Source organism: Burkholderia sp. YIM B11467 (assembly GCF_052952715.1).
In genome coordinates this window covers 405,992-419,638 of record NZ_JBQVSQ010000005.1, presented here as the reverse complement: position 1 = coordinate 419,638, position 13,647 = coordinate 405,992, and the positions used below count along the sequence as shown (strand labels likewise).

At 65.0% G+C, this 13,647-nt stretch carries 17 protein-coding genes and 1 tRNA gene; 9 read left to right on the top strand and 9 right to left on the bottom strand.

Annotation, left to right across the window (positions count from 1 at the left end; all coding sequences use genetic code 11):
* Window positions 1–11 precede the first annotated feature (11 nt).
* The gene (locus tag ACTRWB_RS20295) at window positions 12–1,166 is read left to right on the top strand and encodes an enoyl-CoA hydratase/isomerase family protein (RefSeq protein ID WP_446903061.1); all 1,155 of its coding nucleotides are present in this window, start codon (window positions 12–14) and stop codon (window positions 1,164–1,166) included.
* 122 nt (window positions 1,167–1,288) lie between these two features.
* Here the strand turns inward: ACTRWB_RS20295 and ACTRWB_RS20290 are convergent, their stop codons facing one another.
* Complete coding sequence (locus tag ACTRWB_RS20290; RefSeq protein ID WP_048243891.1) at window positions 1,289–1,717, bottom strand: hypothetical protein; 429 nt, start codon at window positions 1,715–1,717, stop codon at window positions 1,289–1,291.
* Between the two features lie 341 nt (window positions 1,718–2,058).
* Here ACTRWB_RS20290 and ssuD point away from each other — a divergent pair, with 341 nt between their 5' ends.
* The 8 genes from ssuD to ACTRWB_RS20250 all read left to right on the top strand — a co-directional run bounded on the left by ssuD (window position 2,059) and on the right by ACTRWB_RS20250 (window position 7,169).
* Window positions 2,059–3,216, top strand: coding sequence for an FMNH2-dependent alkanesulfonate monooxygenase (gene ssuD, locus ACTRWB_RS20285; RefSeq protein ID WP_048243889.1), 1,158 nt, complete (start codon window positions 2,059–2,061; stop codon window positions 3,214–3,216).
* 17 nt (window positions 3,217–3,233) lie between these two features.
* The gene (gene ssuC, locus ACTRWB_RS20280) at window positions 3,234–4,046 is read left to right on the top strand and encodes an aliphatic sulfonate ABC transporter permease SsuC (RefSeq protein WP_048243887.1); all 813 of its coding nucleotides are present in this window, start codon (window positions 3,234–3,236) and stop codon (window positions 4,044–4,046) included.
* The gene (locus tag ACTRWB_RS20275) at window positions 4,043–5,002 is read left to right on the top strand and encodes an ATP-binding cassette domain-containing protein (protein ID WP_446903060.1); all 960 of its coding nucleotides are present in this window, start codon (window positions 4,043–4,045) and stop codon (window positions 5,000–5,002) included. Before ssuC ends, ACTRWB_RS20275 begins: the two co-directional genes overlap by 4 nt.
* Window positions 5,003–5,059: 57 nt before the next feature.
* A complete protein-coding gene (locus tag ACTRWB_RS20270) occupies window positions 5,060–5,275 on the top strand; it encodes a TOBE domain-containing protein (RefSeq protein ID WP_006400187.1) in 216 nt (71 codons plus the stop codon).
* A gap of 148 nt (window positions 5,276–5,423) precedes the next feature.
* Entirely contained in the window at window positions 5,424–5,621 is a 198-nt protein-coding gene (locus tag ACTRWB_RS20265) for a hypothetical protein (RefSeq protein WP_048243884.1), read from the top strand.
* A gap of 54 nt (window positions 5,622–5,675) precedes the next feature.
* Entirely contained in the window at window positions 5,676–5,921 is a 246-nt protein-coding gene (locus tag ACTRWB_RS20260) for a hypothetical protein (RefSeq protein WP_419687215.1), read from the top strand.
* 130 nt (window positions 5,922–6,051) lie between these two features.
* Window positions 6,052–7,038, top strand: a complete 987-nt coding sequence (gene dusA, locus ACTRWB_RS20255) for a tRNA dihydrouridine(20/20a) synthase DusA (protein WP_446903059.1) — start codon at window positions 6,052–6,054, stop codon at window positions 7,036–7,038.
* A gap of 55 nt (window positions 7,039–7,093) precedes the next feature.
* Window positions 7,094–7,169, top strand: a tRNA-His gene (locus ACTRWB_RS20250).
* An 84-nt stretch (window positions 7,170–7,253) separates the two neighbouring features.
* Here ACTRWB_RS20250 and ACTRWB_RS20245 read toward each other — a convergent pair.
* The 8 genes from ACTRWB_RS20245 to ACTRWB_RS20210 all read right to left on the bottom strand — a co-directional run bounded on the left by ACTRWB_RS20245 (window position 7,254) and on the right by ACTRWB_RS20210 (window position 13,559).
* Window positions 7,254–8,453, bottom strand: a complete 1,200-nt coding sequence (locus tag ACTRWB_RS20245; RefSeq protein ID WP_446903058.1) for a site-specific integrase — start codon at window positions 8,451–8,453, stop codon at window positions 7,254–7,256.
* The gene (locus tag ACTRWB_RS20240; RefSeq protein WP_446903057.1) at window positions 8,416–8,649 is read right to left on the bottom strand and encodes a DUF4224 domain-containing protein; all 234 of its coding nucleotides are present in this window, start codon (window positions 8,647–8,649) and stop codon (window positions 8,416–8,418) included. The genes ACTRWB_RS20245 and ACTRWB_RS20240 overlap by 38 nt, the downstream gene beginning before the upstream one ends.
* Window positions 8,646–9,092 carry a hypothetical protein gene (locus ACTRWB_RS20235; protein ID WP_446903056.1) on the bottom strand — a complete coding sequence of 149 codons (447 nt, stop codon included), beginning with the start codon at window positions 9,090–9,092 and terminating at the stop codon, window positions 8,646–8,648. Before ACTRWB_RS20235 ends, ACTRWB_RS20240 begins: the two co-directional genes overlap by 4 nt.
* 124 nt (window positions 9,093–9,216) lie before the next feature.
* On the bottom strand, window positions 9,217–9,510 hold the full coding sequence (locus tag ACTRWB_RS20230) for a hypothetical protein (protein ID WP_446903055.1): 294 nt from the start codon (window positions 9,508–9,510) through the stop codon (window positions 9,217–9,219).
* Window positions 9,507–10,151, bottom strand: a complete 645-nt coding sequence (locus ACTRWB_RS20225) for an ASCH domain-containing protein (RefSeq protein WP_446903054.1) — start codon at window positions 10,149–10,151, stop codon at window positions 9,507–9,509. The genes ACTRWB_RS20230 and ACTRWB_RS20225 overlap by 4 nt, the downstream gene beginning before the upstream one ends.
* The gene (locus ACTRWB_RS20220; protein ID WP_446903053.1) at window positions 10,148–10,525 is read right to left on the bottom strand and encodes a DUF551 domain-containing protein; all 378 of its coding nucleotides are present in this window, start codon (window positions 10,523–10,525) and stop codon (window positions 10,148–10,150) included. Before ACTRWB_RS20220 ends, ACTRWB_RS20225 begins: the two co-directional genes overlap by 4 nt.
* Entirely contained in the window at window positions 10,522–11,499 is a 978-nt protein-coding gene (locus tag ACTRWB_RS20215; RefSeq protein WP_446903052.1) for a hypothetical protein, read from the bottom strand. Before ACTRWB_RS20215 ends, ACTRWB_RS20220 begins: the two co-directional genes overlap by 4 nt.
* A gap of 14 nt (window positions 11,500–11,513) precedes the next feature.
* Entirely contained in the window at window positions 11,514–13,559 is a 2,046-nt protein-coding gene (locus ACTRWB_RS20210; RefSeq protein WP_446903051.1) for a DNA cytosine methyltransferase, read from the bottom strand.
* Window positions 13,560–13,647 lie beyond the last annotated feature (88 nt).

Genomic DNA, 13,647 nt, shown 5'->3' with positions numbered 1-13,647 from the left:
GGATGGCCCTCATGACCGATTCCACTTCCGCTGCCGTTTCTGCCGAATCCGCCCAGCCCGACGTGCTCGCGTATGTCGCGAACCGCATCGGCTTTCTCGAACTGAACCGGCCGAAGGCGCTGAACGCGCTGTCGGTCGGCATGATCCGGCTGATGCAGCAGGCGCTCGACGCGTGGCGCGACGATCCCGAAGTCGTCGCGGTCGCCGTGCACAGTCCGCATCCGCGCGCCTTCTGCGCGGGCGGCGACGTGCGCTTCTTCCACGACGCGTGGCAGCGCGGCGACCGTGATGCGGTCGACACGTTCTTCATCGAGGAATACACGCTCAACCACACGATCTTCACGTATCCGAAGCCGTACATCGCGCTGATGCACGGCGTCGTGATGGGTGGCGGCATGGGCATTTCGCAGGCGGCGCGGCATACGGGCGGCCTGCGCGTCGTGACCGACTCGACGAAGATGGCGATGCCCGAAACGCGCATCGGCCTGTTCCCGGACGTCGGGATGAGCTGGTTTCTCGCACGCACGCCCGGCGCGATCGGCCGTTATCTCGCCGTGACCGGCGCGCCGCTCGACGCGGCCGGCGCACTGTACGCGCAGCTCGCCGACGTCTATCTGCCCGATGCCGCGCTGCCGGCGCTGCTCGACACGCTGCGCAGCGCGCGCATCGACAGCGGTGCGCAGGCCGTCGCGTGCGTGGCCGACGCGGCGGCAGAACACAAGGTCGTGCCGACGCCCCATACGTCGGCACTGGCCGATGCGCACGCCGGGATCGACCGGCATTTCGCGCAGCCGGATATCGGCGCGATCCTCGCGTCACTCGACGCCGAGCAGGATTGCGCGGCGGTCGACGGATGGGTCGAGAAGGCGACCCACGCGATGCGCAGCCAACTGTCGCCGCTGTCGATGGCCGTGTCGCTAGAAGTCGTCGAACGCGCACGCGGCGCGACGATGGGCGATTGCCTGCGGCGCGATCTCGATCTCACGCGCTCGACGTTCGCGCGCGGGGACGTGATCGAAGGCGTGCGCGCACTGATCGTCGACAAGGATCACCAGCCGGCCTGGCGCTTCAAGTCGGCCGCCGACATCGATCGCGCAGACGTGCTCGCGATGTTCGACAGCCCGTGGACGCCCGATACGCATCCGCTGCGCAATCTGCGCGACTGACGCGAGCCGGGCCGGGTCAGGCGCGGTATCGAAATGAAAAGGCCGCCTGCACATGCAGGCGGCCTTTTCGTTGATGGATGTCGATTCGTCCGCGGTCGAAGGACGCGGCGATCGGGCTCGCGTTACTCGTCGCGCGCGTCGTCCGACATGAAGGCGCGCATGAACACGAGCGCACCGAAGCCCCACACCGCGTTCGCCGCGAAGCCGGCCGCGAGCACGGGCATCATGTTGCCCGACGGCCAGATGCCGCGCAGCGGATCGATCGCGAACACGCGGGCGGCCGTCAGCACGATGCCGCCGAACACGAGCGCGCCGATCCACGATGCCTCGCGTTCCGGCGAGACGCGCAGCAACCACGCCATCGGAATCGCGCAGCACGCACTGATCAACGCATTCGCGACAAATTCAGGAATGCCGAGCGGCGCGAACGGCTGCGTGGAGAAGCCGGTTGCGGCGATCAGGTCGGCCGTGTGAAGGAGTGCGAGCGTGGCCTCGCGGAAGAACAGGGCGGCCAGGAAGCCGGACAGGAATGGCAGGATGACTTTCTGCATCGATGAGCGCACCGCAGGCGCGCACGGCCGGGGCCGTCCGCGCGGAGTTATTCGGAAAGGTGCGTCATTATAGGGCCCGGCCGCCGCGATATTCGCTCCAGCGTCGTGCTAATCACGAAAGCGGAAAACCTAAGCTCAAAAAAATCGTTCCAAAGCCCTGTACCGATCCCTAGACTGATTTCCCAGAAACAGCCGTGCAATCGCGTCCTCGCCCGCTGCACGGCCTGACCGGCGAGCCATCCCGATTCGAACGCACACCATGCATGCGTCGCTCATCCGCGACGCGAGCAGGGCGGTGTTTTTTCCAAATTCCGGCAAGGACAGTCAAGCAGGAGCAGCAGATGAATGTGTTCTGGTTTATCCCCACGCATGGCGACAGTCGTTATCTCGGTACGGCCGAGGGCGCGCGCGCCGCGGATTACGACTATTTCAAGCAGGTTGCCGTGGCGGCCGACACGCTCGGCTACGACGGCGTGCTGCTGCCGACGGGCCGTTCCTGCGAGGATGCGTGGGTCGTCGCGTCGAGCCTCATTCCGGCGACGCAGCGTCTGAAGTTCCTGGTCGCCGTGCGTCCCGGCATCGCTTCGCCGGGACTGGCGGCGCGGATGGCCGCGACGTTCGACCGCCTGTCGGGCGGCCGCCTGCTGATCAACGTGGTGACGGGCGGCGATGCCGCCGAGCTCGAAGGTGATGGCCTGTTTGCCGATCACGATACGCGCTACGAGATTACCGACGATTTCCTGAACATCTGGCGCGGGCTGCTTGCCGCGTCGCACGACAACGGCGGTTTCGACTACATCGGCAAGCACCTGCAGTCGAAGGGCGGCAAGGCGCTTTATCCGCCCGTGCAGCGTCCGCATCCGCCGCTGTGGTTCGGCGGTTCGTCGCCGGCCGCGCACGCGATCGCCGCCGATCACATCGATACCTATCTGACCTGGGGCGAGCCGCCCGAGGCCGTCGCGAAGAAGATCGCGGACATCCGGGCCCGCGCCGAAGCGCGCGGCCGCAAGATCAAGTTCGGCATCCGCCTGCACGTGATCGTGCGTGAGACCGAGGACGAAGCATGGCGTGACGCCGACCGGCTGATCAGCCGCCTCGACGACGACACGATCGCGCGTGCACAGCAGGCGTTCGCGAACATGGATTCGGAAGGCCAGCGCCGCATGGCCGCGCTGCACGGCGGCAAGCGCGGCGGCCGCGATGCGCTCGAGGTGTATCCGAACCTGTGGGCCGGCGTCGGTCTCGTGCGCGGCGGTGCGGGCACGGCGCTCGTCGGCAATCCCGAGCAGGTCGCGGAACGCATGCGCGAATACGCGGACCTCGGCATCGAGACATTCATCCTGTCCGGCTACCCGCACCTCGAGGAGTCGTATCGCTTCGCCGAGCTCGTGTTCCCGCTGATCAAGGGCAAGGGCGCGGAAAAGGCGACCGGTCCGCTGTCGGGGCCGTTCGGCGAGATCGTCGGCAACAGCTATCTGCCGAAGGCGAGCCAGAGCTGAGCGAGGAGAGGCCTGCGATGACAACGAAAACATCGACGACGGGTGCCGTCGTGGCCGCCCGCGCATGGCGCGCCGTCGCGCCGTGGCTGGTGCCGCTCGCGCTGCTGGTCGCATGGGAGGTCGGCGCGCGCGTCGGCTGGCTGTCGACCCGCGTGCTGCCCGAGCCCGTGGCGGTCGTGCGCGCGGCCTGGTCGCTCGTGACGTCGGGCGAAATGTGGGCGAATGTGAAGGTCAGTACATGGCGTGCGCTGTTCGGCTTCGCGATCGGCGGCGGCGTCGGCCTCGCGCTGGGTCTCGCGACCGGCCTGTCGAAGGCGGCCGAGGTCGCGCTCGATTCGACGATCCAGATGATCCGCAACATCCCGGCGCTCGCGATGATTCCGCTCGTGATCCTGTGGTTCGGCATCGACGAGAAGGCGAAGCTGTTCCTCGTCGCGCTCGGCGTGTTCTTTCCGGTCTACATCAACACGTATCACGGGATCCGCTCGGTCGACGCGAACCTGATCGAGATGGCGAAGAGTTATGGCGTGCGCGGCTTTGCGCTGTACCGCGACGTGATCCTCCCCGGTGCGTTGCCGTCGATCCTCGTCGGCGTGCGTTTCGCGCTCGGGCTGATGTGGGTGATGCTGATCGTCGCGGAAACGATTTCCGCACAGTCGGGCATCGGCTACATGACGATGAACGCGCGCGAATTCCTGCAAACCGACGTGGTGGTGGTCGGCATCCTGCTGTACGCGGTGCTCGGCAAGCTGGCCGACGTGCTGGCGAAATGGCTCGAACGCGTGACGTTGCGCTGGCACCCCGCTTACCAATCAGGAGCAAAGGCATGAATGCGACGACTTCGGCGGCCGCTTATGGCCTGCTCGCCGGCGCAGACCTCGAGGCCGAGCTTGCGCAGGCGCGTGTCACGGACGGCGATGCGCGCGACGCGGCGATCCTCGATCGCGACGGCAGCGCATCGGTCGTTCCGCTCGCGCGGCGGCGAGCGGGAAGCCCGGCACCCGACGATGCGGTGACGCTGTCGGGCGTCAGCAAGCGTTATGGCGCGCGCACCGTGCTCGACAACGTCGAGCTCGGCATCGCACGCGGCAGCTTCGTCGCGATCGTCGGTCGCAGCGGCTGCGGGAAATCGACGCTGCTGCGTCTCGTCGCGGGACTCGAGCAGCCGAGCAGCGGTGCGCTCGTGACGCGCGGCGAGGGCGGCGGCGTGCTCGATACGCGGATCATGTTCCAGGATGCGCGCCTGCTGCCTTGGAAAACCGTGCTGCAGAACGTGATGCTCGGCCTCGGGCGCGGTGCGCGCGACGACGCACGCGCGGTGCTCGACGAAGTCGGCCTGCTGGAGCGGGCGAACGACTGGCCCGCGCAACTGTCGGGCGGCCAGCGGCAGCGTGTGTCATTGGCGCGCGCGCTCGTGCACCGGCCGCAGTTGCTGTTGCTCGACGAGCCGCTCGGCGCGCTCGACGCGCTGACCCGCATCGAGATGCATGCGCTGATCGAGCGCCTGTGGCGCGAGCATCGGTTCACCGCGCTGCTCGTCACGCACGACGTGCAGGAGGCCGTCGCCCTCGGCGACCGCATCCTGCTCATCGAGCAGGGGCGTGTGGCGCTGGATCAACCCGTACCGCTCGACCGGCCGCGCGCCCGCGCATCGGCGGCGTTTGCGGCGCTGGAAGACCGCGTGCTGAAACGCGTGCTCGCCGGCGGGCCCGGCGCGGCGGATCAGGGCACGGTGCATGAAGCAGACAACGTTCGACCGGTCGGGCAGATCCGCTGGGCCGTTTAATTCCGGGCGGCTTCGGCCGTCCGTTCTGAGACTTTTTTCTTCGGAGCGATCAACCCGATGAGCATCACTGCAATCAACGTGCGTAACCAGTTCAAAGGCAAGGTGAAGGAGATCATTCGCGGGCCGGTGGTGTCCGAGGTCGACGTCGAGACGCCGTTCGGCATCGTCACGTCGGTGATCACGACCCGGTCGGTCGACGAGCTTGAACTGAAGGTCGGCGCGGAAGTCGTCGCGCTCGTGAAGTCGACCGAAGTATCGATCGCGCGTCTCTGAGCGCGTGTTTCCCGCGCCGGTGTGGTGCCGGCGGGCAGCCTTGCCCGTCGGCGCGCGCCGCGCGGGATTCCCGCAGCGCGTTTGCCTCGATATTCGGCGTCCGGACGAAGTGCTAGGATGGAACGACACCTACGCCGGAGGCCAACGCATGACCCCCATCCTTTCCCCGGAAGCCATCGAGGCGCTGAAATGGATCGACCAGTTCGGCGAAAGCCGGCCGGTTCCCGCCGCGTTCGACGACGTCGTTTATGCGTTGCTGAACGAGGGGCTGATCTATCAGGCGACGGCCGACAGGGTCGACCTGACCGCGGATGGTAAATCCTTTTTGTCTGACGAATACGATTGAGCGCGCGGCGCCGGTTGCAAGGGCGGCCGGCGCCGTGTTGCCACGGAGCGTGCGATGGAACCGAGAGGCAGCGACCTCGGCGATTTCAGCGAGCCGTACCGCGGCTTCGAGATCGAGGTGAAGACCGAGCAGGTCTGGGACGGCGAGCATGCCCACTACCGCGTGCTGCAGGGCGATGCCGTGCGGATCGACTGGCGGCTCGTCAAGGTCGACGGCGTGCTGCTGACCGAACGGCGGGTGATCGAGCGCGTGCTGGAAGAGGCGCGGCGGGCGGTCGATGCGGAACTGGGTGAGGGGTAGAGCGGGTGTCGGGCCGGCACGGCCCGTGTTGCGGTAAAATAGCAGGTTGTGTCCGCGCCGCCTGGCCTGTTGCCCGAATTCCATGTCTGTTCCGTCCTCGCTTCCTCCCCGCCGCGTATCCGTCGCGCCCATGCTCGACTGGACCGATCGCCATTGCCGGTCGTTCCACCGTACGCTGACGCGCGACACCTGGCTATATACGGAGATGATCACGACGGGCGCGCTGCTGTTCGGCGATGCCCAGCGGCATCTCGCGTTCACGCCGAACGAATCGCCGGTCGCGCTGCAACTGGGCGGCAGCGAGCGTGACGATCTCGCGCGCGCCGCGAAGCTCGGCGAGCAGTGGGGCTACGACGAAATCAACCTGAATTGCGGGTGTCCGTCCGAGCGCGTGCAGCGCGGTGCATTCGGTGCGTGCCTGATGAACGAGCCGCAGCTCGTTGCCGACTGCGTGAAGGCGATGCGCGATGCGGTATCGGTGCCGGTCACGGTCAAGCACCGCATCGGTGTCGATGCGGTCGAGGACTATGCGTTCGTGCGCGACTTCGTCGGCACGGTGGCCGAGGCCGGTTGCGAAACGTTCGTCGTGCATGCCCGCAACGCGATCCTGAAGGGGCTGTCGCCGAAGGAGAATCGCGAGATCCCGCCGCTCAAGTACGACTATGCGTATCAGTTGAAGCGCGATTTTCCGTCGCTGGAGATCGTCATCAACGGCGGCATCAAGACGCTCGACGAGGTCGCGCAGCATCTCGAGCATGTCGATGGCGTGATGCTCGGCCGCGAGGCGTATCACAACCCGTACGTGCTTGCGGATGTCGATACGCGCTTCTATGGGTCGACCGCAGCGGCGCCGACGCGCGAAGAGGCCGAGGCTCAACTGATCGAATATTGTGCGGCCGAACTGAAGCGCGGGACCTACCTCGGCGCGATCGTGCGGCACGCGCTCGGACTGTATCGCGGCATGCCGGGTGCACGCGGCTGGCGTCGTGTGCTGTCCGACAACAAGAAGCTCGCGCGCGGCGATCTGGCCGTGTTCGACGAGGCGCGCGCGCATCTGAACGAAGCCGAAGAATTTTTTGAAAAAAAGGCTTTGCAAGATTCAAAAGACTTCGTATAATCTTGCTTCTTCGCTGCTGAAACAAAAACAGCGGAGAAACAAAGCGGTATCAGTGGTGGCTGTAGCTCAGTTGGTAGAGTCCAGGATTGTGATTCCTGTCGTCGTGGGTTCGAGTCCCATCAGCCACCCCAAAATTCCCAAACAAAACAGGCACTTAGGTGCCTGTTTTGCTTTCCAATATGTGAATTTCGGAACTGAAATATCATTTTCGGAATTCACTCGGTTGCTTTTGCAACCTTCACTTTCCGTCGATCATAATGTTTGTGAGTCGTGCTCGGGTTCGCGTGCGCGGCGAAATCATACGCATCTGCATCGCGATTCGCGAGTTTCGTGGTAATCGCGGCCGGCCGCACATCGAGCATTGAGAAGTACGCGGGATGATCGACGAGCGTCAGCTTCAACTCCCCCTCGACGGCGAATCCTTTTCGCTGTGCAGCTTCGCGTGCGCGCTTTGCCTCGCATTCTCGCGCGATGCGAGAATCAAATCTGCCGATGTACGCATACATCGCGTCCTGCCACACTGACGCCCACCCGCTCTTCGAATACGGCTGTCCGCGACGATTCGGAAACAGGAATAGGCTATCGACCTTCCGGCCGCGCTTTGCGCGCTCGACGACGACGTGCAGCCGCTGCGACCATTCCCGTAGCTTCATGGTCGCGGCCTCGCCGCGCTTGCGCTTCGCACCGACCACTCGCACGCCGGCATCTGTTATGCCTGACAGGTGGAAAGGACGCACCTCGGCGGCGCGGAAGCCAGTCAGGTAGCAGAACATCGCCGCGGTGCCCATCGTGCGATAGGCTTGCTCCTGTCGGACGGACCACAGATAGAAGCGCACGATCTGTTGCCGCTCGACAGTGCGCACATCCCGGTCTGCCTGGTTGAGCATCATTCCGACAAACGGGTTTGTCTTGATGATGCCCCAGCGGATCCAGTAATTGCACATCGTCTGCATCAGCGCCATTTCCTTGTTCGCGCCGATAGGCGCACCGGCGGCGGCGCGCGCGTCGAGGTACTGATAGCCGTGGTGAGTCTCGAGCTTGGTCGGCGCCATCCGCCCGAAGAAGCGCGTCAGCTTCTCGTAATACGAGTCGCGCACGTACTTCCCATCGCGGGACTGATCGCGGAAGTGCTTCGGATCCACTTCGGTTTTGAATCGATCGATCGCGTCGGCAACCGAGCCTGAAATGATGTGCCCGGCTTGAACGTCGACTGCGCGCCGCTTCGCGCGCCGCTCAGCTTCCAAGATCGCCGCGCGGTCGCCGCGCTGGGCAGTTTCGAATGTCTCGCTGCGGCCATCCGGGTATTTGTACCAAAACGAAACCTTGCGCACGCCGGTGCGCTTGTAGAGTCGATCGATGCCGGTCGGCTCGTTGGTTTCAAGTACGCGCGAACGCTTGGAGGTTCGGTCCTTCATCATATCTCGTTGCCTTGGTGTCGCTAACTAATCCTAGCTTCATGTCGCGGTAAGCGAGCGCGACTTTCGGCAGTCCATTTTTGTCGACTACGAAGCGCCAGCGATTACTTTCGAGCCACTGCACCATAGCTGCTCGCTGGTTAGAGCGGCATCCGACTAAGTCGGCCAGCTCATCTGCTGAAAGATAGTCGCTCACGCCGCCTCCATGTGCATCGCCGCGCTGTCGTTGGCCGGTTGTGCGCCAACCTTAAGGCCGATCCGGCGCTCGGCCTCGCTGATCGCTGCCCGGGCGTCGCCGACCGTGGCCGCATCGAGCTGCGCGTCGTGGATGTCGAGCGCAAGGCCGACGGCCGACAACGCGTCGCCGTCGAGCAGCCAGCGGTCCGTCGCCAGTCCGTGCTGCTCGGCCCGCTCAAGCGCCGCCAGCGCACGGGCGAGTGCGGCAGCGTGCTCTTGTCCGATCCATCGCTCGGCCATAGCGATCGCGATGTGCGTCATGCAGTTGATCGTCGCCCAGGTCGACACGTCGCCGCGGCCTGCCCGCATCCGGTCGAAGGAGATCCGATACGCGATTCCCATGTCTCGCAACTGCGATTCCTGCAACTGCCGGCGGCCGTGCGCACGCGCGTCGAGGCGCAAGGCCGCCGATAAGGCGCGGCGCGGATCGTACTTGCCGCGCGGCTTCTTCTTCGTTCCCGCCATTGTCAGAGCCCCCAGTGCTTGCGTGTGGTATCGATAACGTCGTGTGCTGCGTCCTGCATGTTCATTTCCCGTTCACTTCGATGGTCCATTCGCAGTAGCGAGCGATCTGTCGCAGCAGACGCGCGCGGGCATGTGTGCGCTTCTTGGCCGAAAGGGCATACTGCGTCTCGCACTCGGCCGGCGTGTCGTCGCTGCGCTCAGGGTCTTCGCTCCAGAGCTTGCGGGCGGCGATCAGGTATTTGCGCTCGGCATTCGCCTCGGTCCGTGCATGGTCGTATTCCAGCGCGGCGATGCCGATCGACACGAGCCGCCTCACGTTCTCTTGCGCGATCTGCGCTTTGGTAGGCTTCTTCATGCTGCCGCCCGCAGAAGGCTATCCGGCATGTCGAAGATGCCGAGCTGGCCCTTGTACTGGATGAACGGCAGCGGGCGCGCGTTGCGCACGGCGAGCCCGTAGCATCCTTCCACTTGCCATTGCGACGTGCGGAGCGACGACGGCACGACGTCGAACAGGTCGACGACGCCGACGATCCCACCACGCTCTAGTTCATTCACGCCCGGCATACGGTGCGCGATCTGGATGCCGCCGGCTTCCAGCGCGAACTGGAACGCGTCCTCGTATTCCTGCCGCGTCATGCCGGCAGACGCATGGATCAGCAGCGGCCCGCGATACGACGTGCGCCACGTCCGGTTCTCGATGTCCTTGATGCCGGCGGCGACGAGCCATGCCCACGGTTGGCGGATCGACAGGGCTTTCATGCTCGCACCCATCCTTTCGTCGTCGACTGGATCTTCCCGGACTTGCGCGCCGCCTGAAGTCGACGGTCGACAATGCGCCAGCCGACGACTTCGCCGAATGCTGTCGGCCGCGATTCCTCGCGCGCGATGCGCTCGCTTTCCTGACGCACCGTACCGGTATTGATGGCGGCGAACTTCTTCGGCGTTTCGTCGATCGCGGCAAGGATCAGCGCATCGACGTTTTTTGTACTTGCTCATTGGTTTTCTCCTGAGTGTGCGACGTCCGGATTTGCAGGCAACGGCATCCAGTGGGTGACGCCGTGCACAAGTGCGCCGTAGCGATAGAACGAAGGTTTCTGGCTGACGCGCCGCCCGAAGAACGCCGTGCGCTCGCCGCTCTCCATCGCCGGCCAGATCAGCACCTCAACGCCAAGCGATCCAATCTTCCGGTTGTACGGCGGCAACTGGTCGTCGACGCTGATCCAGCCCGTGTCAGCGCTATCGGCAACTTCGTATTGCCAACTGCCGCCGCCATGCGTGGCCAGAAAGTCCTCCGCAACCAGTTCGGCGCAAACGTCGTCGTAATCTTCGGGCCGCTTGACACGAATTTCGATGTAGTCAGGGTGCTTCACGATGCATCTCCTGCGCGCGCGGCTTCTGCTGCTTCAAGTGCTGCCATCGCGTCTTGTTGAAACTGCTCGCCATAAATCATCCAGTTGTCGTCGCGATTGATGTTGCACGCGTCGGCGCTGCGATCAGAAAGCGTTTTAGCAGCTGCGGCAATCATCGCGTCTGTCACCTCGGCGCGCGGCTCCGGCAACTTCAGTTCGCCGCGCTGGATCCTGATCGCGTTGTCGAGCGCATCGACGTGCTCGGTCGTCAGCGTCTGCGAGCGGTCCGCTTTGATCACGGCGCGCGCGGCAGCGATGACGCTGCGGCTTGCCGGCTCCGGCTTCCCGTCCGACGTATCCGCTTTCCCGCGCGTCTGGATCGCTGCGACGCCGTTCGTCGGCACGTCGGCCGGTCGCCAGATCGTGCCGCACGCATGACAGAGGTGCGAGCGGTGTGGCGGGTTATCCCATACGCGAATTTGCCCCTGCTCGATGTCATGGGGATCGTCGTGCCATTCTTCGGCATCGATGTGCTGGACACCGCACTTCGGACAGAACAGCAGCATGTCGATCGGCGCCGGCTGGCCCGGATGGGCGGCGAGAAGGGCAGTCAATCGGCCGAGCAGGCGCAACTCAGCGTCGTAGAACGCCTTGTCCTCGGCATCAGGCCATTCATCGCCAATCGCGCATCCAGCTTTCACGCCGTCAGCGCTGCGCGAAATGCTCTGGCAGGCATCCATGATCGTGGCGCGCGCCACCGCCTCGATGCGCTGCTCATCGTCGATCGCCGCTGCTGCGGGCTGCTCGACAGGGGATGCGGCGAGCGCTTTCTCAAGGCGCCGTACGTGCGCGCTGAGCGACTGCACGACGGGCCGCTTGTCGAGGAAATCTCCGGGCGCGCGTTCGACGATCAGATCGAGTTGTCGCTTGATCGTCTCGATCGTGCGCGTTACGGCTTCCGTCAGCGCATCAGCGCGGCTATTTTCGGTGGTCATGGTATGGTCCTTGGTTACGCCGCGGCGAACGCGAATTGTTTTTCGTGCGCGAAGTTGACGCGGCCGAGTGCCTCAGCCTGCGCTGGCGACACACTGTTGCCGCACATGCGGATCTGCGCGGTGATCGAAAGCGGGATGCGCGGGATGTCGCGCGGATCGCCTGGCACCTGCACGCCGTCCACGAACAGCAATTTCGGATCGGGGATCTCGTGGATGATGTAGCTGTCAGGGAAGTCCTGGGCACGGTACAGCTCCCGAGCCTTCAGCATGCGAAGCGTGATGTCGACGAGTACCCACCAGGCGCCGGCGTGGTGCATCATCACCATGTCGGCGTCCTCGGTGAATTCCTCCGGAAGATGCTCACGCAGCAGCGCCGCGCACTTTCGTGCCTTCTCCGCATGCTCCTCAGACAGGCATGCCGCCGGAACCTTCACCGCTTGCACGAGCCCCATGCGAGCCTTGGTCGGCAGCGTGTGCATGGGCGCGCCGATGTCCTGCCACTGTCCGCCCGAGCTGTAGTACTTCACGAGGTAGGCAGTGACGAGGCGCTGATTGGCTCCCTTCGACGCGATCGTCGAAAGCGGGGCCGTCGCCGGCCGGCCGTCGTTGTCTTCCCAGAATCCGCCGTTCGCCTGCTCGAAGAAAGCAGCGGCCAGCGCCTGCTCGCCGCGATGCGCGCCGGTGACGGTCGGCAGCGGATGCGCCGGCGTGCTGCCTGCACGATCGCCGTGATGGGTCACGTGCATCAGGTGCGCCGAGACGATTCCGAGCGGCGCCGAGCCGCCCGGACGCTTCACGAAGCTGTTGGCCGTGACGGTAGGCATCGGGTCGTCGAGCGATGCACCGGTGCTGCCGGTGCGGAACTTGGTGATGTGCGCGGCGACGATCGCCTGCTTTACGCCGCCGGCGACGACCGTGCCGAGCGGGGCGGTGATTTCCTGCGTGCGCGGCCGCTGCCCGGCGCGCTCACCGTAGCCGATTGTGATCAGGTGCGCACTCGCGAGTGCATGGTGGTTGCCGCCAGCTGACACAGTCGACAGCGGCTGCTCGATGCTTTCGGCGCTGAGATGCGCCTCGCTCGTCCCGCGCAGTTTCACCATCGTCGGCGCGACGACGGAGAAATGGCCGCCTTTCACTTGGGCGCAGATCGTGCGCAGCGGTTCATCGGCCCGCATCGTGCGCTGATTGCTGGCGTTCGCATGCTCATTGACGAAGGGCGCCGACACGCCGTCGGCGGACGGAACGATAAACGGCGTCGGGCTCGCGAGGACGTGGCGCCACATTCCCTTGGCGACGCGGCGCAGCGTGTTTCGCACGAGTTCTTTCTGCCGGTCGAAGATGCTCGGCGCGGTGATGCTGAAGTCGATGCACTCTGCTGCCGTGCGGTGCGGCGCGAGGATGCCTCTGAGTACTTGAGCCGACGTCGGCTCGGCGTGCGTCGGAGTAGGGAAGGCCAGCGGGAGCCCATCACGGCGCGCGACCAGAAACAAGCGCTTGCGCAGCGTCGGTGCGCCGTTGTCGCACGCGCGCATCTCGCGCCAGTCCACCTTGTAACCGTGCTGCCGCAACTGGCGCACAAAGCTCTCGAACGTCTTTCCCTTCCGCTTCGGGTCCGGCCGCGCGTTGCCGTCGGCATCGATGATCAGCGGGCCCCAGTCTTGGAACTCCTCGACGTTCTCAAGCATGAGCACGCGCGGCTTCGTCAGCGCAATCCAGCGTATGCCGACCCACGCCAGGCCGCGGATGTTCTTCGAAACCGGCGTTGCTCCCTTTGCTTTGCTGAAGTGCTTGCAATCGGGGCTGAGCCAGACCAGGCCGACGGGCCGGTTGTTCGTCACGGCGATCGGATCAACGTCCCAGACGGACTCGCACAGATGCTTCGTGTACGGATGGTTAAGCGCGTGCATTGCCAGCGCTTCAGGGTCGTGGTTGATCGCGATGTCGACGTGGCGGCCGAACGCGCGCTCGAGGCCCGTCGACGTTCCGCCTCCGCCGGCGAAGTTGTCGATGATCAGCTCGTTGCCGAGGTCGAGCGACAAAGAGAACCGGTCACGCTTCATTTCGGGCCCCTGAGATGGAGTTACGACGCGTGCAGCGCGATGCAAGCAGACGGCGTAATAACTGCGCGGTGAAGTAGGTCATGTTCGA

Bases quoted from the DNA above. Each gene is read 5' to 3' on its own strand.
- ACTRWB_RS20295 (WP_446903061.1), top strand. From the start codon at position 12: ATGACCGATTCCACTTCCGCTGCCGTTTCTGCCGAATCCGCCCAGCCC.
- ACTRWB_RS20290 (WP_048243891.1), bottom strand. From the start codon at position 1,717: ATGCAGAAAGTCATCCTGCCATTCCTGTCCGGCTTCCTGGCCGCCCTG.
- ssuD (WP_048243889.1), top strand. From the start codon at position 2,059: ATGAATGTGTTCTGGTTTATCCCCACGCATGGCGACAGTCGTTATCTC.
- ssuC (WP_048243887.1), top strand. From the start codon at position 3,234: ATGACAACGAAAACATCGACGACGGGTGCCGTCGTGGCCGCCCGCGCA.
- ACTRWB_RS20275 (WP_446903060.1), top strand. From the start codon at position 4,043: ATGAATGCGACGACTTCGGCGGCCGCTTATGGCCTGCTCGCCGGCGCA.
- ACTRWB_RS20270 (WP_006400187.1), top strand. From the start codon at position 5,060: ATGAGCATCACTGCAATCAACGTGCGTAACCAGTTCAAAGGCAAGGTG.
- ACTRWB_RS20265 (WP_048243884.1), top strand. From the start codon at position 5,424: ATGACCCCCATCCTTTCCCCGGAAGCCATCGAGGCGCTGAAATGGATC.
- ACTRWB_RS20260 (WP_419687215.1), top strand. From the start codon at position 5,676: ATGGAACCGAGAGGCAGCGACCTCGGCGATTTCAGCGAGCCGTACCGC.
- dusA (WP_446903059.1), top strand. From the start codon at position 6,052: ATGCTCGACTGGACCGATCGCCATTGCCGGTCGTTCCACCGTACGCTG.
- ACTRWB_RS20245 (WP_446903058.1), bottom strand. From the start codon at position 8,453: ATGAAGGACCGAACCTCCAAGCGTTCGCGCGTACTTGAAACCAACGAG.
- ACTRWB_RS20230 (WP_446903055.1), bottom strand. From the start codon at position 9,510: ATGAAGAAGCCTACCAAAGCGCAGATCGCGCAAGAGAACGTGAGGCGG.
- ACTRWB_RS20225 (WP_446903054.1), bottom strand. From the start codon at position 10,151: ATGAGCAAGTACAAAAAACGTCGATGCGCTGATCCTTGCCGCGATCGA.
- ACTRWB_RS20215 (WP_446903052.1), bottom strand. From the start codon at position 11,499: ATGACCACCGAAAATAGCCGCGCTGATGCGCTGACGGAAGCCGTAACG.
- ACTRWB_RS20210 (WP_446903051.1), bottom strand. From the start codon at position 13,559: ATGAAGCGTGACCGGTTCTCTTTGTCGCTCGACCTCGGCAACGAGCTG.